The organism is Schnuerera sp. xch1 (assembly GCF_019931165.1).
Taxonomy (GTDB): domain Bacteria; phylum Bacillota; class Clostridia; order Tissierellales; family Tepidimicrobiaceae; genus JAIOUP01.
This window is the reverse complement of sequence record NZ_JAIOUP010000002.1, coordinates 175,164-191,916: the sequence shown is the minus strand read 5'-3', so window position 1 is coordinate 191,916 and position 16,753 is coordinate 175,164. Positions and strand designations below refer to the sequence as shown.

Sequence of the window (16,753 nt, the reverse complement as noted above, 5' to 3'; positions counted from 1 at the left end):
CTGGTTTTTAAAAACCAGAGTATTTTTATATAGATATATTTGATCTTTTCATAAAGATTACTTATTTTACTAATTTAAATCATTTTACAATAGAAAATGAATTTGTTATACTAAGACAAAGAAAAATATAATATTATTATATAATATTATTATATTTTATATGAAAGGGGGTATATCATCCTTATATAGATAAATTGATATAAGGAGCGGTTATATATGATATTTAGTAATTTAGTATTTTTGTTTCTATTTTTACCAGCGCTTCTAATTCTTTATTATATATCAAAGGATAAATTTAAAAACTATGTATTATTATTATTCAGTTTAATTTTTTATGCTTGGGGAGAACCAAAGTATGTATTTTTAATGATAGCATCAATAGTTATAAATTATATCCTTGGTATTAAAATATCACATAATAGTAAAGCTAGAAAATTATGGTTTGCGTTTTCGATTATTTTTAATCTAGGAATCCTAATCATTTTTAAATATACAAATTTTATTATAGATACTATTAACTCTGCAATCGGAGTCAGTATAAACATTCCCCAAATAGCGTTACCCTTGGGTATATCATTTTTTACTTTTCAAATGGTTAGCTATATAATTGATGTCTACAGAAGAGATACAGAAGTTCAAGAAAGTATAGTTAACTTAGCATTGTATATAAGTTTATTTCCTCAACTTATAGCAGGCCCTATTGTACGATATCAAACTGTTGATAAACAGATTAACAATAGAGAACATTCAATGAACAAGTTTGCAGTCGGGGTCAATAGGTTTATAGTAGGATTAGCAAAAAAAGTAATATTTGCTAATCAACTTGGGCTTATTGCTGATGGCGTTTTTAATGCTCAAGTGTTGGAGTTATCAACTTTGGAAGCATGGCTTGGGCTTATATGCTATTCACTTCAGATATACTTTGATTTTAGTGGATATAGTGATATGGCAATAGGACTTGGAAAGATGTTTGGATTTGACTTTTTAGAAAACTTTAATTACCCATATATTTCTCAATCTGTGTCAGAGTTTTGGAGAAGATGGCATATATCTCTAGGAAGTTGGTTTAGAGATTATGTATATATACCTTTAGGAGGTAATAGAGTTAACCAGATAAGACATTGTGTCAATTTGCTTATAGTTTGGTCTTTAACCGGTATTTGGCATGGAGCAAATTGGAATTTTCTAATTTGGGGATTATATTATGGGATATTCATAATTATTGAAAAATTATTTTTAGGAGAATTATTGAATAAGTTGCCTAGAATGTTAAGGCATATATACCTATTATTAATAGTGACAATAGGTATGGTGTTTTTTAGGGCTGAAAGTATAAGTCAAGCAAAGGGTTTTATACAGGCATTAATGGGTATTAATACCATATTATACAATAATTCCATCTTAGAATATATGCATGATCTAGGTTATGTGGTGGTTTTAAGTATATTATTTGCAACACCTATAATTCCAAAAATAAAAAGTATTATAGAAACCAAGAATGAAAGAATATTAGAAAGTAATCAAGTATGTTGCTTACATTCTGTGGGTTTAATGTCTTTAATGCTTGTTGAGGTTGTAATGATAATAAATTCAACATATAACCCATTTTTATATTTTAGATTTTAAGGAGACTTGATATATGAATAATTATAAAGCGAAATGGATCACAATTCCTTTTATAATAATAATTATGACGATGTCCTTTATGAATATAATAAGTAAAGATAAAGAGGTTAGTGCTTCGGAAAATAGAACACTACAACAAAAACCAACTATAGAAGACATTAAGGATGGAAGTTTTACAGATAAATTTGAAGAGTATTTTTCTGATCAATTTACATTTAGAGAAGAGTTATTTAAGATGTATGCTAAGACAAAACTTGCTTTAGGCTTTGACAAAGTGAAAAGTTATTTTATATTAGATAATAACTGGATTATGCCTACACCTAGTGATGAAATACCCGATGCGGAAGTAGAAAATTTGGCTGAAGAGATAAATAGATTAGCTAAAATAGGATTGGAGACCAATAAGGAAATTTATTATGTGTCTACTCCTCATAAGGATGGTATGTTATCCCATTTATATCCACAATATACTGATGGACTTGATAATTATTTAAATAATAGGGATAAATTAAAAAAACATATTGATACTGAAACAATTAAATATATAGACCTAAATGAATATTTTTTAAAAGCATTTACGGAAGAAGAAAGAGAAGACTTATATTTTAAAACAGATCATCATTGGAATGGAATAGGTGCGTTTGAAGGATTTAAATATATTATTAATAATATGAATATATTAGAAAATATACCATGGAATAGATATATTACAACTACGTTAGATAAAGGATCCTTTTTAGGAAGTTATAATATGAATCTAAATAAACTAGTAAATGAGAGTGAGGAAATACCTTATGTGCATACAAAGGATAAATCTGATTATGAGTACTTTAAATTTGATGGAAAGAAAGATGTTAAGGTTAAAGAGGAGGATGTTATAGCGACAGAAAGAGATAAAGAGGATATACTTTATGGTGGAGCATATATGTTTGGTAAAGATTGTTCTATTCTAAAGATAAGAAATAAAAAATCTATATCTGATAAAAAAATTATTATATTTAGAGATAGTTATCAAGCTCCTACATCATGGTTGTTTGCAGATGTATTTGCAGAAGTTCAGTTGGTAGATCCTAGGCACATTGACAATTTAGGTATGAATGTTGATGATATCATGAGAGAAAGTGATGCAGATATAGCTATGTTTATGTATAACAACTCAGCATTTAAGATGATGATAGAGGAAATGAAAGAACAAAGGTAGAAGAAAAATTCTTCTACCTTTGTTCTTATATAGCAAATAATTATATAACATTTGAGTAGTACATCTAATGTTTATGGTGTCTTTCTTTTCTAGATATGTGTCTATTAACATTATTATATTTGTAACCGTTATTTAACTATATTGTAACTACTTTAAGTAAAAAAATGGGTACACTAAATATATAGATAGCTTTGCAGACTTTCTAAGAAATTGTATAAAATATTAATCGCAAAATAAAAAGTTGGGCATATCGTTGTAGGTAAACAAAATTTAATAATTTATGCTATTAAAAACTAATAAATTTAAAATAACAAGGAGGAATTATATATGGTTAAATCAAAGATTAAAAGTACAATTGTATTAGGAATATGTTTTACAACGTTGACATCAACAGTGGCATTTGGTGCTGAAGGTATAGGAGTTGTTAAGGATGATTCTGTTGTACCAATAGCTTATTACGAAAATAAAATCATTAAAAAGGATAGAAGCGTTGCAATTCAAGTGGATGGTAAATGGATTGAGTTAGATGTAAAACCATTCATTGAAAATAGCCGTACATTAATGCCTCTTTTTGGAATTGTGGAGGGACTAGAAGCCGAGATTGATTGGGATGATGAAAAACAAATTATTAAAATCAATACAGAAGTTGTAACTGTTGAATTAAAAATTGATGAAGATACTGCAAAGGTAGTAAGAAATATTGATGGAACTTCAAAGAAGGAAATTGTAAAACTAGATGTAAAGCCAAAAATTGTGGATGATGAAATATTTGTTCCAGGTCGTTTTGTTGTTGAAACCTTAGGAGCTCAAGTTGATTGGAATAATTCATTAAGGGCTATGATTATAAAAACTGTAAATGTAAGTGAAATTAACAATGTTGAAAATTTAGTTAAAGATTTTGGTAAGAAACTACAAATGGTATCCCTTCTTGCTCCAAAAGACATAGTAGTTAAGAGTATAGAGGAAAACTATGGTGAATTTGTTTCTTCTACACTTCTTGAGAAATGGAAGAATGATCCTGAAAATGCTCCAGGAAGACTAACTTCAAGTCCATGGCCGGACCGTATAGAAGTTTTAGATACTGAAAAAGTTTCGGAAGATGAATACCAAGTTAAAGGTGAGATAATCGAAGTAACCAGTATAGAAAAGGAAAATGGAGGAGCTGCAGCAAAACAACCTATTACAATATCAGCAATAAAGGATAATAACCGATGGGTTATTGATGAAATTGCAATTGGGGACTTTGAAGAATCTAACTCAATTGTATATAAAAATGCTGAATATAGTTTTGAATTTAATCTGCCAGAGAGCTGGGAAGGTTATACAATTGTAAATGATGAATGGGAGGGCAATTATATAAAAGAATCTCAAGATGATAGTGAAATTGGACTTATGATTTCTATAAGACACCCTAAATGGACTACTGAAAATCAACGACAAGATATACCAATAATGATATTTACAATTGATCAATGGAATTTAATACAAAAGGAAGAATTAAGTGTTGGTGCAGCACCCATTCCACCAAAAGAACTGGGTCGTAATAATGAATATGTTTTTGCACTTCCAGCAAGGTATAATTATGAATTTTTACCAGGATATGAAGAAGTAGAGAGCATATTGGAGAATGATCCGCTAAAGCCAATAATTGAAAAAAATTAATGCTTTATTGACATAACTGATGATTGTGATTATAATATATTTTAAATAAAGGTTAAAAACTCAGTGGACGGACAATTCAAAAAACCGTCCCTTTGTTTTTTGTTTATAGGAGTAGTTATATGTAAAGAAGACTATAAAATTTTGTTATATGTAATATAAATTAATAGAGAAAGGAGTGTTGTTTTATGTTGAATAATAGAATTGCGGATAGTGTAATAGATTGGGAGGGATATGCAAAATAACCAAGTGCGTAATCCTCTCAAAAGTTAACGTTAAAATCTAAAACTTTAGGAGGATAAAAATTGAGTAAAATAAATATGGAAAATTTAGGTCTTAGCCAGAGGTTTGTTACTGAGGCTACTTTATACGAGGGACTCTATATTGGTAGAATAGTTTCCCAGTACAAAAATCTATACAAGGTTGTAACAGAAAATGGTGGAATAACAGCAGAGGTATCTGGGAAATTTCGTTTCAGTGTAAAAACAATGTCTGATTATCCTACTGTAGGCGATTTTGTTATGATTGATCGAAATGAAGATATTGATGGGAATGCGATTATTCATCATGTTCTTACAAGAAAAAGCGCCCTTATCAGAAGAGCTGCAGGAACATCCCATGATGAACAAATTCTAGCTTCAAATATAGACACTGTATTCATTTGTATGTCACTTAATAATGATCTAAATGTTCGTAGATTAGAACGGTATCTAGGAGTTGCATGGGATAGTGGTGCAAATCCAGTTATAGTGCTTACTAAATCTGACTTATGCAATAACCTTTCTGGAAAGTTAGCAGAAATCAATACTATTGCATGTGGAGTCGATGTTATTACTACTTCAAGTAGGAATCAGAATGGATATTTACCAGTTAAAAAATATATTGACCATGGGAAAACTATTGCATTTGTAGGCTCATCAGGTGTTGGAAAGTCTACATTAATTAATAGACTTATTGGTGAAAATATCCTTGAGACTAAGGAAATAAGAGATGATGATAAAGGTAGACATACTACCACTAGACGAGAGTTATTTGTTCTTCCAAATGGTGGTATTGTTATTGATACTCCAGGAATGAGAGAACTTGGGATTGAAAGTGCTGATTTAACAAAAACATTTGTTGATATTGAAGAGTTATCAGCTAAATGTAAATTCAATGATTGTACTCATACTCACGAACCGAAGTGTGCAGTGCAGGAGGCTATAAATAATGGTTTGTTATCAAAGGAAAGATTTGAAAGCTATTTAAAGCTTAAAAAAGAAGTGAAATACGAAGGATTAAATTCTAAGCAAATCGAGAAGGAAAAGTTAAATGAAATTTTTAAGGAATTTGGTGGTATGAAGAGTGCTCGAAAGATGTTGAAAGAGAAGAAAAAATCAAACCGAAAATTTTAACTTACTTAAATGGATTCAATGAGGGATTTTTAATGTCTAATAATAAAATACTAGAGCAAGTCAGTAAAATAGAAGAGATGGAAATTCAATTAACTACATTTAATTCGAAAAGAGCACTTTCAAAAATTGATAAAAAATTAGAAATAAGGAAAATAGGAGACTGCAGATTAATCTTTGAACCCAACAGCCCTAACTCTATTTACTATAATAGAGTAAAGGGATTTGGAATGAAAGATTTAAATAAACTAGATCAAATACTGGATATATATAAGAATCAAAACATAATTCCATGTTTCGATATAACGCCGAATAACATAAATGGAGAAGTTTCAAAAGCATTATTAAATAATGGTTATACAATCTTTGAGCAGATAGTATTTATGCAGTTAATTCCTAAAACGTATGAAGACTTTAAAAAAGAAATAGATATAGTTGAAGTAACACAGGGAAATGCTGAAGAATTTATAAACATAGTAATAGAATCCAATGGTGGTATGGATATTGATGCATCGGTAGTAGAAAGAAAAGCGCCATATTTTTATGGACCTAACTTTTACAATTTTATTTCCTATATTGGGGGAAAAGTTGCAGGTATAGGGTCGCTTTTTGTATCTGGTAAGGAAGGATATATTGCTAATGATTATACTTTTGAGGATTTTAGGGAAAAGGGAAGTCAAAAAACATTGTTAATGTATAGGATCAGTAAAGCTAAGGAGTTAGGATTAGAAAAATTATATACAGATGTAGAATTTGGTTCTATCAGTCATAATAATATGAAAAAGTTGGGTTTTGAAACTGTATTCGTTAATTCATATTGGATGAAATAAAATAGATGAATCGTAACTTAAGTAGTGATATGCTCCCTTAAAGGGAGCATTATTTTATTCTTCCTTTCCCAAGATACCATATAGAAATAATCTGAATATATCCATTCTATATTCTAGACTTGTTTTAAGATAGTCAGGTTGTTGCATTATTGATACTATTGATAGAAGAAATGACATAATAGCATCGTCTGATATGGTATGGTCAATAGCTCCTTCCTCTTTACCTAGTTTAATAAATTTTTTATATATAGAGATTGCTTTTGTGGTTGAAGCTTCCTTATATATTTGTTGTAAGGTTTTATCTTTCTGTGCATATTTGGTAAAAGGGGACTGACTTATATCAACAACTGCAGAGTATTTTTTATCCATAATAATCTTTAACTTTTCAGAAAACGGAATATTTCTTTCTAAAATTTCGTCATAACTTTCAATTACTTTATCTATATAGGAAATGAGTGCTTCTTTTGCTAGATTATTCTTATCGCCAAAATAATTATAAATTGAAACTTGTGAAACTTTAGCCTTTGCTGCAATTTCTTTGATGCTTACATCCTTTATACCGCGTTCGCTAAATAGTTCCCAAGCAGTTTTTATAATGGAATCTTTTTTTGCGTTAGTTCTTCTTTTGTAGCCATTCATATTTATCACCCAACTTAATTATAACATTGTTTTGAAATATTACAAGAATCATTTCAAAACTTATTGACAACGACATAAATCTAATATATTATGAAACAAAAGAAACTAAATTTCAAAACCTTAGTGGGGGGATATTATGAACCTATATGTTTTAAATTTTAAGGAAATAGATAAAGAAAAACTTATGGTTGTTGGAGGAAAAGGCTTAAACCTTGGAGAATTATCAAAAATTAATGGTATAAGAGTACCTGATGGATTTTGTGTTACGACTAACGCTTATAGAAAATCCATTGAGAATAATATAGAATTGGAACGATTGATTGAGAAGTTATCAGAATTGGAAGCGGATGATAGACACAAAGTTTCAGAAATAAGCAAGAGTATACGTTCAATTATCGAAAATATTAAGATGCCGAAAGATATTATTAATGAAATTACAGAAGCATTATCATTACATGGGAAAGATCAGGAATATGCAATACGGTCGAGTGCAACGGCAGAAGACTTACCCAATGCTTCCTTTGCAGGTCAGCAAGATACTTATTTGAATATAAAGGGTTTAGATAATGTATTGAAGTATATTATAAAGTGTTGGGCATCGCTTTTTACGGATCGTGCAGTAACATATCGTATAAAAAATGGTTTTCACCATAGAAGGGTAATGCTTTCAGTTATTGTTCAAAAAATGATAAAGTCTGAAGCATCAGGAATTATGTTTACAGCAGATCCAATGACATCTGATAGAAAAACTTTATCTATTGACGCTGGATTTGGACTTGGGGAGGTATTGGTATCTGGGCTAGTGAACCCGGATATCTATAAGGTACGAGGTGGTCATATAGTTGAAAAAAATATTGGTACACAGAAATTGGGAATAAGGCCTGTAGAAGGTGGTGGAACTAGAGAATATGAGATTGAAAAGGATAAACAACAAAAAGAAGCGTTGTCAGATGCACAGGTACTGCGCCTTGCTTCTATAGGTAAAAAAATAGAAAAACACTTTGGGGCTCCTCAGGATATAGAATGGTGCCTTGTTGATAATGAGTTTTATATTGTCCAGAGTCGTTCAATTACCACATTGTTTCCCATACCAGAATCAACGGATTATGAAAAACCTCGTGTATATATGTCCATAGGTCATACTCAGGTGATGACAGATGTGGTTAAGCCACTAGGAATGTCCTTTTTTGAAATGATTTCTGAATTTACTATGACTAAGGTAGGCGGGAGACTTTATGCTGATATAACACATGATTTGTCTTCGATGATAGGACGAAAGCGCCTAGTTATGGCAACTGGGGAACAGGATTTGCTTATTCAAAATTCCATTAAGAAGTTGATGGAAGATAGAGATTTTATGAATTCTCTTCCACGAGGTAAACGAAATATAAAAGGCGGTATATTTACAGTGTCCTCTATAATGGAAACAATAAAAACATATATAAAAAATGATCCTTCTATTATTGATAAAATGCTTAAGTGTTTTGAAAAAGAAATAGAGAAAGTTGATTATCAGCTTTCAAAACTATCAGGAGTGAAGGCACTAGAGTTTATAGAGAAGGATAGAGATAAACTTTTAGCTATGTCTTATGATCCAAGGATGTTGGGAGCTATAATTGCAGCAATACTAGCAAATGATTCTCTAAATAAGAGTATTAAAAAATGGTTAGGAGATAAGAATGTAGCTGACATACTTACCAAATCATTAGACCATAATATCACTACTGATATGGGGCTGGCATTATGCGATGTGGCTGACACCATTCGTAAATATCCCAGTGTTATAGAATACATTTCTAACAATCCTAATGATAAAAATTTCTTTGAGAGAATGGTAAAACTGCCAGGTGGCAGAGAAACTAGTGAAGTATTTAAAAAGTTTCTAAGCAAATATGGAATGCGTTGTCCTGGTGAGATAGATATTACTAAAGAACGATTTGAAGAAAAACCGACACAGCTTATTCCTATATTGCTCAATAATATTCGAGTTCTTAAACCCGGTGAGCATAAGATTAAATTTCAGGAAGGTAAGAAGGGGGCAAAGGATAAGGAAAATGAGATTATTCGTTGTTTAAAGAATCAAATGGGAGGTAGCAAAAAAGCTAAGAAGACCAGCAAAAAAATTAGCTTACTTAGGAATTTTGCAGGGTGCCGTGAATATCCTAAATATTACATTGTATGTCGCTATCAAATTTATAAGAAAGCCTTAATGAAAGAAGCAGGAAGGTTGGTAGATAAAAAAGTGCTTATGGATTCTAAGGATATCTTCTATCTCTATTTTGATGAACTATGTCAAGTTGTAAAAACAAATAAGATAGACTATTCAATTATTGAAGCGAGGAAAGATGATTATAGGCATTATGAAATGTTAACACCTCCTCGTATTATTACTTCTGATGGTCACGTTCCTGCAACTAGTTTTTCATCAAGTAATATTCCTGAAGGTGCAATTCCCGGTATACCAGTTTCTTCAGGTGTGGTAGAAGGTCGTGCTCGAATAGTTTTATCTGTAGATGATGCTAAAATTGAAGAGGGAGATATATTAGTAACTCAATTTACTGATCCTAGTTGGACTCCACTTTTTGTAACAATAAAAGGCTTAATTACTGAAGTAGGCGGTTTTACTACTCATGGTGCAGTTGTTACACGAGAATATGGTCTTCCAGGAATTGTAGGAGTAGAAAATGCCACAAAGCTGATAAAAGACGGACAAAAAGTTCGAGTAAATGGAACGGAAGGATATATAGAGATATTGGAATGAAATATAAAAAGTAAAGTCTTATTCTTTCGTCTTGAATTATGGGTTAATTTCCTTTATGATAAAATTAAAGCAAACCAATCGTGTAAACAGGAGGCCTGTTATGAAGAACGTATTTTTTTATAATACTGTAATTGGAAGGATTGGAATAGCAGAAAATGGTACTGCAATTACAGATGTTTTTTTTCATGAAACTGATAAACCAGAAAAATCAGCTATAAGAGAAACTGATCTCACTAAAAAAGCAATAGCTCAACTCACAGAATACTTGACAAGCAAACGAAAAAAATTTGAATTACCTATTCACATTGACAAGGGTACAGAATTTCAAAGAAAAGTATGGGGAGCTCTGAAACGAATCCCTTATGGCGAAACTAGAAGCTATAGGGATATAGCTGAAGAAATAGGGTGTCCAAAAGCTTATAGAGCTGTAGGTATGGCAAATAATAGAAATCCTATATCTATCATTATTCCATGTCATAGGGTTATTGGAGTAAACGGTAAACTTGTGGGTTATGGTGGAGGAATAGATATAAAGAAAAAACTATTAACTCTGGAAAAGAGCATATAGAGCAGAAGAACAAAGTTGATACTACTTTTTAAAGTATTAACTTCCTTCATATTTATAAAAATAATAGTATAAAACGCGGTTTTTAATAATAAGAACCGTGTTTTTCATCTAAAAAGTTTAAATTTTTATTGACATTGACGCAACGTAAAGGTATATAGTTAAATTATCAGGAGGTAAAAATATGGAATACACAGTAAAGAAACTAGCTCAAATGGCAGGTGTAAGTCCACGTACATTGAGGTATTATGATGAAATCGGAATTCTTAAGCCAGCAAGGAAAAATTCATCAGGCTATAGGATTTATGGTCCAGAAGAGGTAGATAGGTTACAGCAAATACTTTTTTATAGAGAACTAGGTCTGAGTTTGAATAGCATAAAAAATATACTAAATTCACCTGATTTTAATGAGCTTGAAGCACTAAAGGAACACCATGAAAAGTTACTTGAAAAAAGAGAGCAATTAAACCTTCTGATTGAAAATGTTAGTAAAACTATATTATCGAAGGAAAGGAGTATTGATATGAGTGATAAAGAAAAATTTGAAGGTTTCAAGAAGAAACTAATTGAAGATAATGAAAAGAAATATGGAAAAGAGATTCGTGAGAAATATGGAGAGGAAACTGTTGAGAAATCAAATGAGAAGCTATTAGATATGACTCAAGAAGAATATGACAAACTCACCAGCTTGGAAAGAGAGTTCAGGGAAACACTTAGTGAGGCCTTTAAAACTGGTAATCCTGCAGGAGAGTTAGCCCAGAAAACAGCAGACTTACATCGACAATGGCTAAATTATTATTGGGACAATTATGATAAGGAAGCGCATGCTGGACTTTGTCAGATGTATATAGATGATGAAAGATTTAAAGCATACTATGATAAGGAACAACCTGGAACAGCAGAGTTTCTTAGAGATGCAGTACTTGTCTATATAGGAATGAAATAGTTGTGAAAAACAGGCACAAATAAATTTATTTGTACCTGTTTTTGTTTTTGAACCGATGTTAGATGGATAATTGCATATTAGAAATGAGTTTTTATCTTCTGCAATTTGTAATGTTTATAATACCTTCTAATATAACTGGACCTGATACTCCTGTTATTGAATTAGAAGGACGTATTACTACTCTCGAATTTGGTACAATTTGTGCAACAGTAGGGATATCTATTCGAGTTGACCAGTTTGGTGGATCTTGAGGAGTCGGGAATAATTGATTTCCAAACCCTCCAATGTTGGGGATTAATATTTCTCCTACATAGATATCGAAATTGCCGAATGTTTGTGGTGGTGGTAATGTTGCTGTAATATTTACAGCTTGCCCACCATTAGGAGCAAAATTGATTAAAGCAACTCCACCTGTCCCAAAAGGTACACGAACTAAGGGCCTTAGAACAACACAACAAGGAAAGGGTATAAGGCCAGGAACACAAAGAACATCTCCTGGGAATATCAGGTTGGGATTTGGAATATGTGGATTGTTTGCTACAAGTGCTTCCAATCTGACTCTGAACATCTGTGAAATAGTAAAGAATGTATCTCCCTGCTGAACAGTATAACGCCCTAAAAAACCTGGAGGACAGGATAGGGGAACTCGTGGAATTTGCTGTACTCTAGACATAATATAGCCTCCATTTCAAAATAGTATTTTACCTTATATTATAATATGAAACAACAGAACAAACTGAAACTAATGAAGGAGTAAATATATGTTATAAATTTACTTTTGATGCAATTAATTTTTTACTGACGTAATTTTATTTAACAAAAAATACATTGACAGACAAAGTAATATGGTTTAAAATATACATAAGGAGGTGAGGAATTGTGGGAAGCACAATTTCTACAGATCTTATTCGCGGTAATACTGATACTATTATATTGAATATACTTCGACAAGGGGATAGCTATGGATATGAGATATATAAAAAAATTATTAAATTGAGTAACGATAAGTATGAATTAAAGGAAGCAACATTATATACTGCTTTTCGTCGACTGCAAAATGAAGGATGTATTGTTTCTTATTGGGGTGATGAAACACAAGGAGGTAGGAGAAAGTATTATAGAATAACTGATGAAGGAATGGAACGATATGAACAAAATAAAGAAGATTGGAATTTTGCAAAAAAAGTATTAGAAAGATTAATAAAGGGAGGATTAGATGATGAAAAATAACGATTCTATTGATGCTAAAATAAAAAAGTATATCGACAATCTATTTGCTGATGTAGGGCCAAGCCAACAACTATTTGATTTAAAAGAAGAATTGACAATTAATATTAAGGAAAAAATATCAGATTATCAATCGAAAGGGATGAATGATAAACAAGCATTTAAAGAGGCAACCATATCTATGGGGGACTTAAGTGGATTAGTAGATGATATGCGTAAGATTGGTAGAGATACTGCAAAAAAAGCAGTGTATACAACAATGACAGCACGTATTTCACTGGCAGGAATAATTGCTGGAGTCTTGTTGATATTATTTGGAATATTTAATATACTAATAGCGTATTTTATGAATTTGCCAGGAGTAGCAGTTGTAGGAAGTGGAATCTTTATTATTGCAGGAGCAGCTTTGATCACATATAGTTTACTGACAAGGGAAACTATTAAAAAATATGCAATGAATAAGATACGTGCAGGGCTTTATGCTTTATCAATAGGTTTAATCCTTTTCGGCATATTTGCAGGATTAGAATCTAGTTTTGCTACTGGTGAAATTTTTATTGGTATTGGTTCTTTGATGGTATTTATATTAGCTGGAGTTGGATTGTTTTTATTTTTAATTCTTACAGGAAGTGATAGGCACAAGAATCAGAAAGGTTAACATGAGATTGCAATTAAAGTGGCTCTTGTGTAGAGCCACTTTAATTATGCTCATATTAAGAATTTCTTAAGAATTAAATTAATAATATCTTAAGATTTAATTGATATCTTTATCTTAATGACAAAAACATCTAAGGGAAATTAAGTTCTTTTTAATCTTTTTTTAATTTATCCTTAAAGTTTATATTGCATAATAGATGTATGAAGTAAAGGGGGAAATCGAAAATGAAAACATATAATATATATATAGTTCTTACACGAACCAATACAGTAATATCCAAGCTTATTCAAATTTTTAAGAAAGATGAATATACACATGCAGCTATTTCATTGGATAAAGAATTAAAACATATGTATGGATTTGGCAGAAAACGTACTTATAACCCTATTATTGGTGGATTTAAACATGAAAATATCAATAAGGGAGCTTATAGATTTTGTAGAAGACTGCCTGGAATAATAATCGAATTAGAAGTATCGAAGAAACAGTATGAAAAGGTAAAGAAATTATTAAATCATTTTATATCTAATAGCAATAATTATAAATATAATTATAAGGGATTGTTCTATAACGTATTCAATAAAGAAGGATACTGTGGTAATAGATTTTTATGTTCAGAGTTTGTATATTATATTTTAAACGAAAGTGGTATTGTAGATTTTCATAAATCCAGAAATCTTATCAGGCCTCAAAACTTACTTCATTTAGAAGGCAACATAGTTTATAAAGGGGACTTGAAAAACATGGAATATCCATGTGAATTTAGTGAAATTAGTTACTATTCTTTGAGACAACAGGATAATGCAATTGCTTCTTGTAGAATTCAATGATAGAATAAATTTAAATTAGTAATAATATTGAAAATGACAAACATATCTTTGTGTTTTCAAAGGAGAATAGTAAATGAATCGAGAATTGAAGAAACAATTGAAACGTATAAATAAAAAGGAGAGAAAGATCTTAAATAGAAGGGAAAATCGACTATTAAAAGCAAAAATTGATCCTATAATGGATAAAATTCAGGAGAAGATTCCTGAAAAATTAAAATCAACCTTGGAAATTGTTTTTTATAAGGGATTTCAGTTGGTATTTGAAAGAGGGCATGCATATATAGAAAAAACTTATAATAAGGATAGATTGCAGTTAGAGCATGAATTAAATAATTATGCTTTAGATAATGATATTAGTAAAAGAAACATCAAAAAATTAGATAAACAAGCTAAATATTCTAAAAGACTGAATTCTAGCATATCAGTACTAGAAGGTGGAGTATTAGGAATCCTAGGTATTGGTTTGCCAGACATCCCCTTTTTTATAGCAATAATTATGAAGACTATATATGAAGTAGCTCTTAGCTATGGTTATAATTATAAATCAAAAGAAGAAAAGGCTTATATTCTTCTTTTGATTTGTGGGGCAATGTCAAATGGAGATAGGCAGCTAAAATTTAATGAAAGGATTGATAAATTAGGAAGTTCCATAGACAATAATGATGATATTGCAGTGAATTTAAAAGAAAAAATGATAATTACTGCTGACGTTTTATCAGAAGCTATGTTAACTGCAAAGTTTATTCAAGGGATTCCAATTTTAGGTGTTGTAGGCGGAGTAGTTAATTACAGTATTATAAAGAAGATTGGGAAATACTCTAGTCTAAAGTATAAAAAGAGATATTTAATTAAAAAAGCTAAAGGTGTTTTCTAGTGGAAACACCTTTTTTAGTCTAACTAGTACTTGATATTTTACTAGATCTCTCATAGTTTATAGCATTTTGACTACAATTTTTAGAGCATTCCATACAAATAAGACAATCATTTTTGTTGATCTTATGCTGGCTATTTTTTACTTCAATAGCTTCACCTAGACATACATTTTTGCAAATTCCACAGTTAATACACTGTTCCGGATCAATTTTCATCTGATATAATGATTTTGAAGCTGGAAAACTTAAAATTGTTCCATATGGGCATAAATAATGGTGCCATAGTTCTTCTGGAAAGAATAGGGTTATAAGTGTGCCTAGAGCAAACAGAGCAGGCAACACTGGTAGTTTTCTATCAGTTCTTGTAGTAAAAATAAATATTCCAATAAACAAACCTAAAAATATAAGACGTATCCAAGGTTTTTTAATGAATCTTGGAATTTTTATATTTTTAATGTGAAGTTTCCTTTTAATCCATGTAATTCCTTTTATAGCGGTATTAATAGGACATATCCAACCACAATATATTCGTCCTAATAATAGTGAAGCAATAATACCTGATAAAAAGACTCTCACCCATAATTGTACTTTTCCATTGGCTATTATGAATATAAATAGAGCAAGAAAAATAATTTGTATAATTTTTTGAAAAGATTTTTTCAACACCTACATACCCCTTTCATTGTGTATTTTATTATAGTATACTTGAAATCAGAAAATAAATAAGTTACCAAGGTAACTGATTGAGGTGATTATTATAAATAAATATATCGGTGCAATAACTAGTATTAGTCTTTTTAGTAGTTTTACGAAAGAAGAATTGAGTATCATATTTAGTTCACTAAAATATCAAATAAGAGAATATAGAAAAGGACAAACTATTCATCTTCAAAATGAGTTATGCAGTACTTTGGATATTATAATAGATGGACGAGTAGTAGTTCAACATATAGATGAAGATGGAAATATTTTAACTATAAATGTTTTTTCAAATAGAGGTATTATTGGGGCTAGTTTATTGTTTTCGAATAGAAACTATTATCCTATGACGATAGAGTCAATCGATAATACAATTATTTTACATATGCAGAGAGATCTAGTGTTAGAACTTTGCAAGAATAATGTTGATTTTATGGTTAAGTTAATGACGATTATTTCTGATAGATCTATTATTTTAACAGATAAAATCAATATGATATCTCTTAAAACTATTAGGCAGAAGATAATAGATTATTTAAGATATGAATTTCATATACAAAGAAATAAAGTAATAAAACTTAATATGTCTAAAAAGGAGTTAGCTGAAAGATTAGGAATACAAAGATCCTTTTTGAGCAGAGAACTGAATAAAATGAGAAAAGATGGATTAGTAGAATACGACGCCAGAACTATCACAATTAAAAATATTGATATCTAAGAATGAGAATTATGAAAATAAATAAAAAAAGTATAAAAATTGTTAAATATTAACCTTATAGAGCAATTAAAAGTTGCTTTATAGGGTGTTTTTATGTAGTAGAAACACATATATCCTCTAATAATTTTAAT

General features: G+C 30.3%; 16 protein-coding genes. 13 read left to right on the top strand and 3 right to left on the bottom strand.

Annotated elements, in window-relative coordinates:
• Positions 1 to 216 precede the first annotated feature (216 nt).
• The 5 genes from K8M07_RS03285 to K8M07_RS03265 all read left to right on the top strand — a co-directional run bounded on the left by K8M07_RS03285 (position 217) and on the right by K8M07_RS03265 (position 6,707).
• Entirely contained in the window at positions 217 to 1,626 is a 1,410-nt protein-coding gene (locus tag K8M07_RS03285) for an MBOAT family O-acyltransferase (RefSeq protein ID WP_223376459.1), read from the top strand.
• A gap of 13 nt (positions 1,627 to 1,639) precedes the next feature.
• Positions 1,640 to 2,827 carry an alginate O-acetyltransferase AlgX-related protein gene (locus K8M07_RS03280; protein WP_223376458.1) on the top strand — a complete coding sequence of 396 codons (1,188 nt, stop codon included), beginning with the start codon at positions 1,640 to 1,642 and terminating at the stop codon, positions 2,825 to 2,827.
• Between the two features lie 327 nt (positions 2,828 to 3,154).
• Positions 3,155 to 4,489: a stalk domain-containing protein gene (locus tag K8M07_RS03275; RefSeq protein WP_223376457.1), complete on the top strand. Its 1,335-nt coding sequence runs from the start codon at positions 3,155 to 3,157 to the stop codon at positions 4,487 to 4,489.
• A 302-nt stretch (positions 4,490 to 4,791) separates the two neighbouring features.
• Complete coding sequence (rsgA, locus tag K8M07_RS03270) at positions 4,792 to 5,880, top strand: ribosome small subunit-dependent GTPase A (RefSeq protein ID WP_223376456.1); 1,089 nt, start codon at positions 4,792 to 4,794, stop codon at positions 5,878 to 5,880.
• A gap of 32 nt (positions 5,881 to 5,912) precedes the next feature.
• Positions 5,913 to 6,707, top strand: coding sequence for a GNAT family N-acetyltransferase (locus tag K8M07_RS03265; RefSeq protein ID WP_223376455.1), 795 nt, complete (start codon positions 5,913 to 5,915; stop codon positions 6,705 to 6,707).
• 54 nt (positions 6,708 to 6,761) lie between these two features.
• On the opposite strand, the gene K8M07_RS03260 is transcribed toward K8M07_RS03265, so the two are convergent.
• Positions 6,762 to 7,346 carry a TetR/AcrR family transcriptional regulator gene (locus tag K8M07_RS03260; protein ID WP_223376454.1) on the bottom strand — a complete coding sequence of 195 codons (585 nt, stop codon included), beginning with the start codon at positions 7,344 to 7,346 and terminating at the stop codon, positions 6,762 to 6,764.
• Between the two features lie 136 nt (positions 7,347 to 7,482).
• Here K8M07_RS03260 and ppsA point away from each other — a divergent pair, with 136 nt between their 5' ends.
• The 3 genes from ppsA (at position 7,483) to K8M07_RS03245 (ending at position 11,618) form a co-directional block, all read left to right on the top strand.
• Positions 7,483 to 10,107, top strand: coding sequence for a phosphoenolpyruvate synthase (ppsA, locus tag K8M07_RS03255; protein ID WP_223376453.1), 2,625 nt, complete (start codon positions 7,483 to 7,485; stop codon positions 10,105 to 10,107).
• A gap of 100 nt (positions 10,108 to 10,207) precedes the next feature.
• Positions 10,208 to 10,675, top strand: a complete 468-nt coding sequence (locus K8M07_RS12760) for a methylated-DNA--[protein]-cysteine S-methyltransferase (protein ID WP_317845466.1) — start codon at positions 10,208 to 10,210, stop codon at positions 10,673 to 10,675.
• A 181-nt stretch (positions 10,676 to 10,856) separates the two neighbouring features.
• The gene (locus tag K8M07_RS03245; RefSeq protein ID WP_223376452.1) at positions 10,857 to 11,618 is read left to right on the top strand and encodes a MerR family transcriptional regulator; all 762 of its coding nucleotides are present in this window, start codon (positions 10,857 to 10,859) and stop codon (positions 11,616 to 11,618) included.
• Between the two features lie 91 nt (positions 11,619 to 11,709).
• Here the strand turns inward: K8M07_RS03245 and K8M07_RS03240 are convergent, their stop codons facing one another.
• On the bottom strand, positions 11,710 to 12,291 hold the full coding sequence (locus K8M07_RS03240) for a LysM peptidoglycan-binding domain-containing protein (protein ID WP_223376451.1): 582 nt from the start codon (positions 12,289 to 12,291) through the stop codon (positions 11,710 to 11,712).
• A gap of 206 nt (positions 12,292 to 12,497) precedes the next feature.
• On the opposite strand from K8M07_RS03240, the gene K8M07_RS03235 reads away from it, so the two are divergent.
• The 4 genes from K8M07_RS03235 to K8M07_RS03220 all read left to right on the top strand — a co-directional run bounded on the left by K8M07_RS03235 (position 12,498) and on the right by K8M07_RS03220 (position 15,207).
• Positions 12,498 to 12,848, top strand: a complete 351-nt coding sequence (locus K8M07_RS03235; RefSeq protein ID WP_223376450.1) for a PadR family transcriptional regulator — start codon at positions 12,498 to 12,500, stop codon at positions 12,846 to 12,848.
• On the top strand, positions 12,838 to 13,503 hold the full coding sequence (locus tag K8M07_RS03230; RefSeq protein ID WP_223376449.1) for a permease prefix domain 1-containing protein: 666 nt from the start codon (positions 12,838 to 12,840) through the stop codon (positions 13,501 to 13,503). Before K8M07_RS03235 ends, K8M07_RS03230 begins: the two co-directional genes overlap by 11 nt.
• Positions 13,504 to 13,727: 224 nt before the next feature.
• On the top strand, positions 13,728 to 14,333 hold the full coding sequence (locus K8M07_RS03225; protein WP_223376448.1) for a hypothetical protein: 606 nt from the start codon (positions 13,728 to 13,730) through the stop codon (positions 14,331 to 14,333).
• A gap of 73 nt (positions 14,334 to 14,406) precedes the next feature.
• Positions 14,407 to 15,207: an EcsC family protein gene (locus K8M07_RS03220; RefSeq protein WP_223376447.1), complete on the top strand. Its 801-nt coding sequence runs from the start codon at positions 14,407 to 14,409 to the stop codon at positions 15,205 to 15,207.
• Between the two features lie 19 nt (positions 15,208 to 15,226).
• Here the strand turns inward: K8M07_RS03220 and K8M07_RS03215 are convergent, their stop codons facing one another.
• On the bottom strand, positions 15,227 to 15,871 hold the full coding sequence (locus K8M07_RS03215) for a 4Fe-4S binding protein (RefSeq protein ID WP_223376446.1): 645 nt from the start codon (positions 15,869 to 15,871) through the stop codon (positions 15,227 to 15,229).
• Positions 15,872 to 15,953: 82 nt separating this feature from the next.
• Between K8M07_RS03215 and K8M07_RS03210 the strand changes: the two genes are divergently transcribed.
• Entirely contained in the window at positions 15,954 to 16,622 is a 669-nt protein-coding gene (locus K8M07_RS03210) for a Crp/Fnr family transcriptional regulator (RefSeq protein ID WP_223376445.1), read from the top strand.
• Positions 16,623 to 16,753 lie beyond the last annotated feature (131 nt).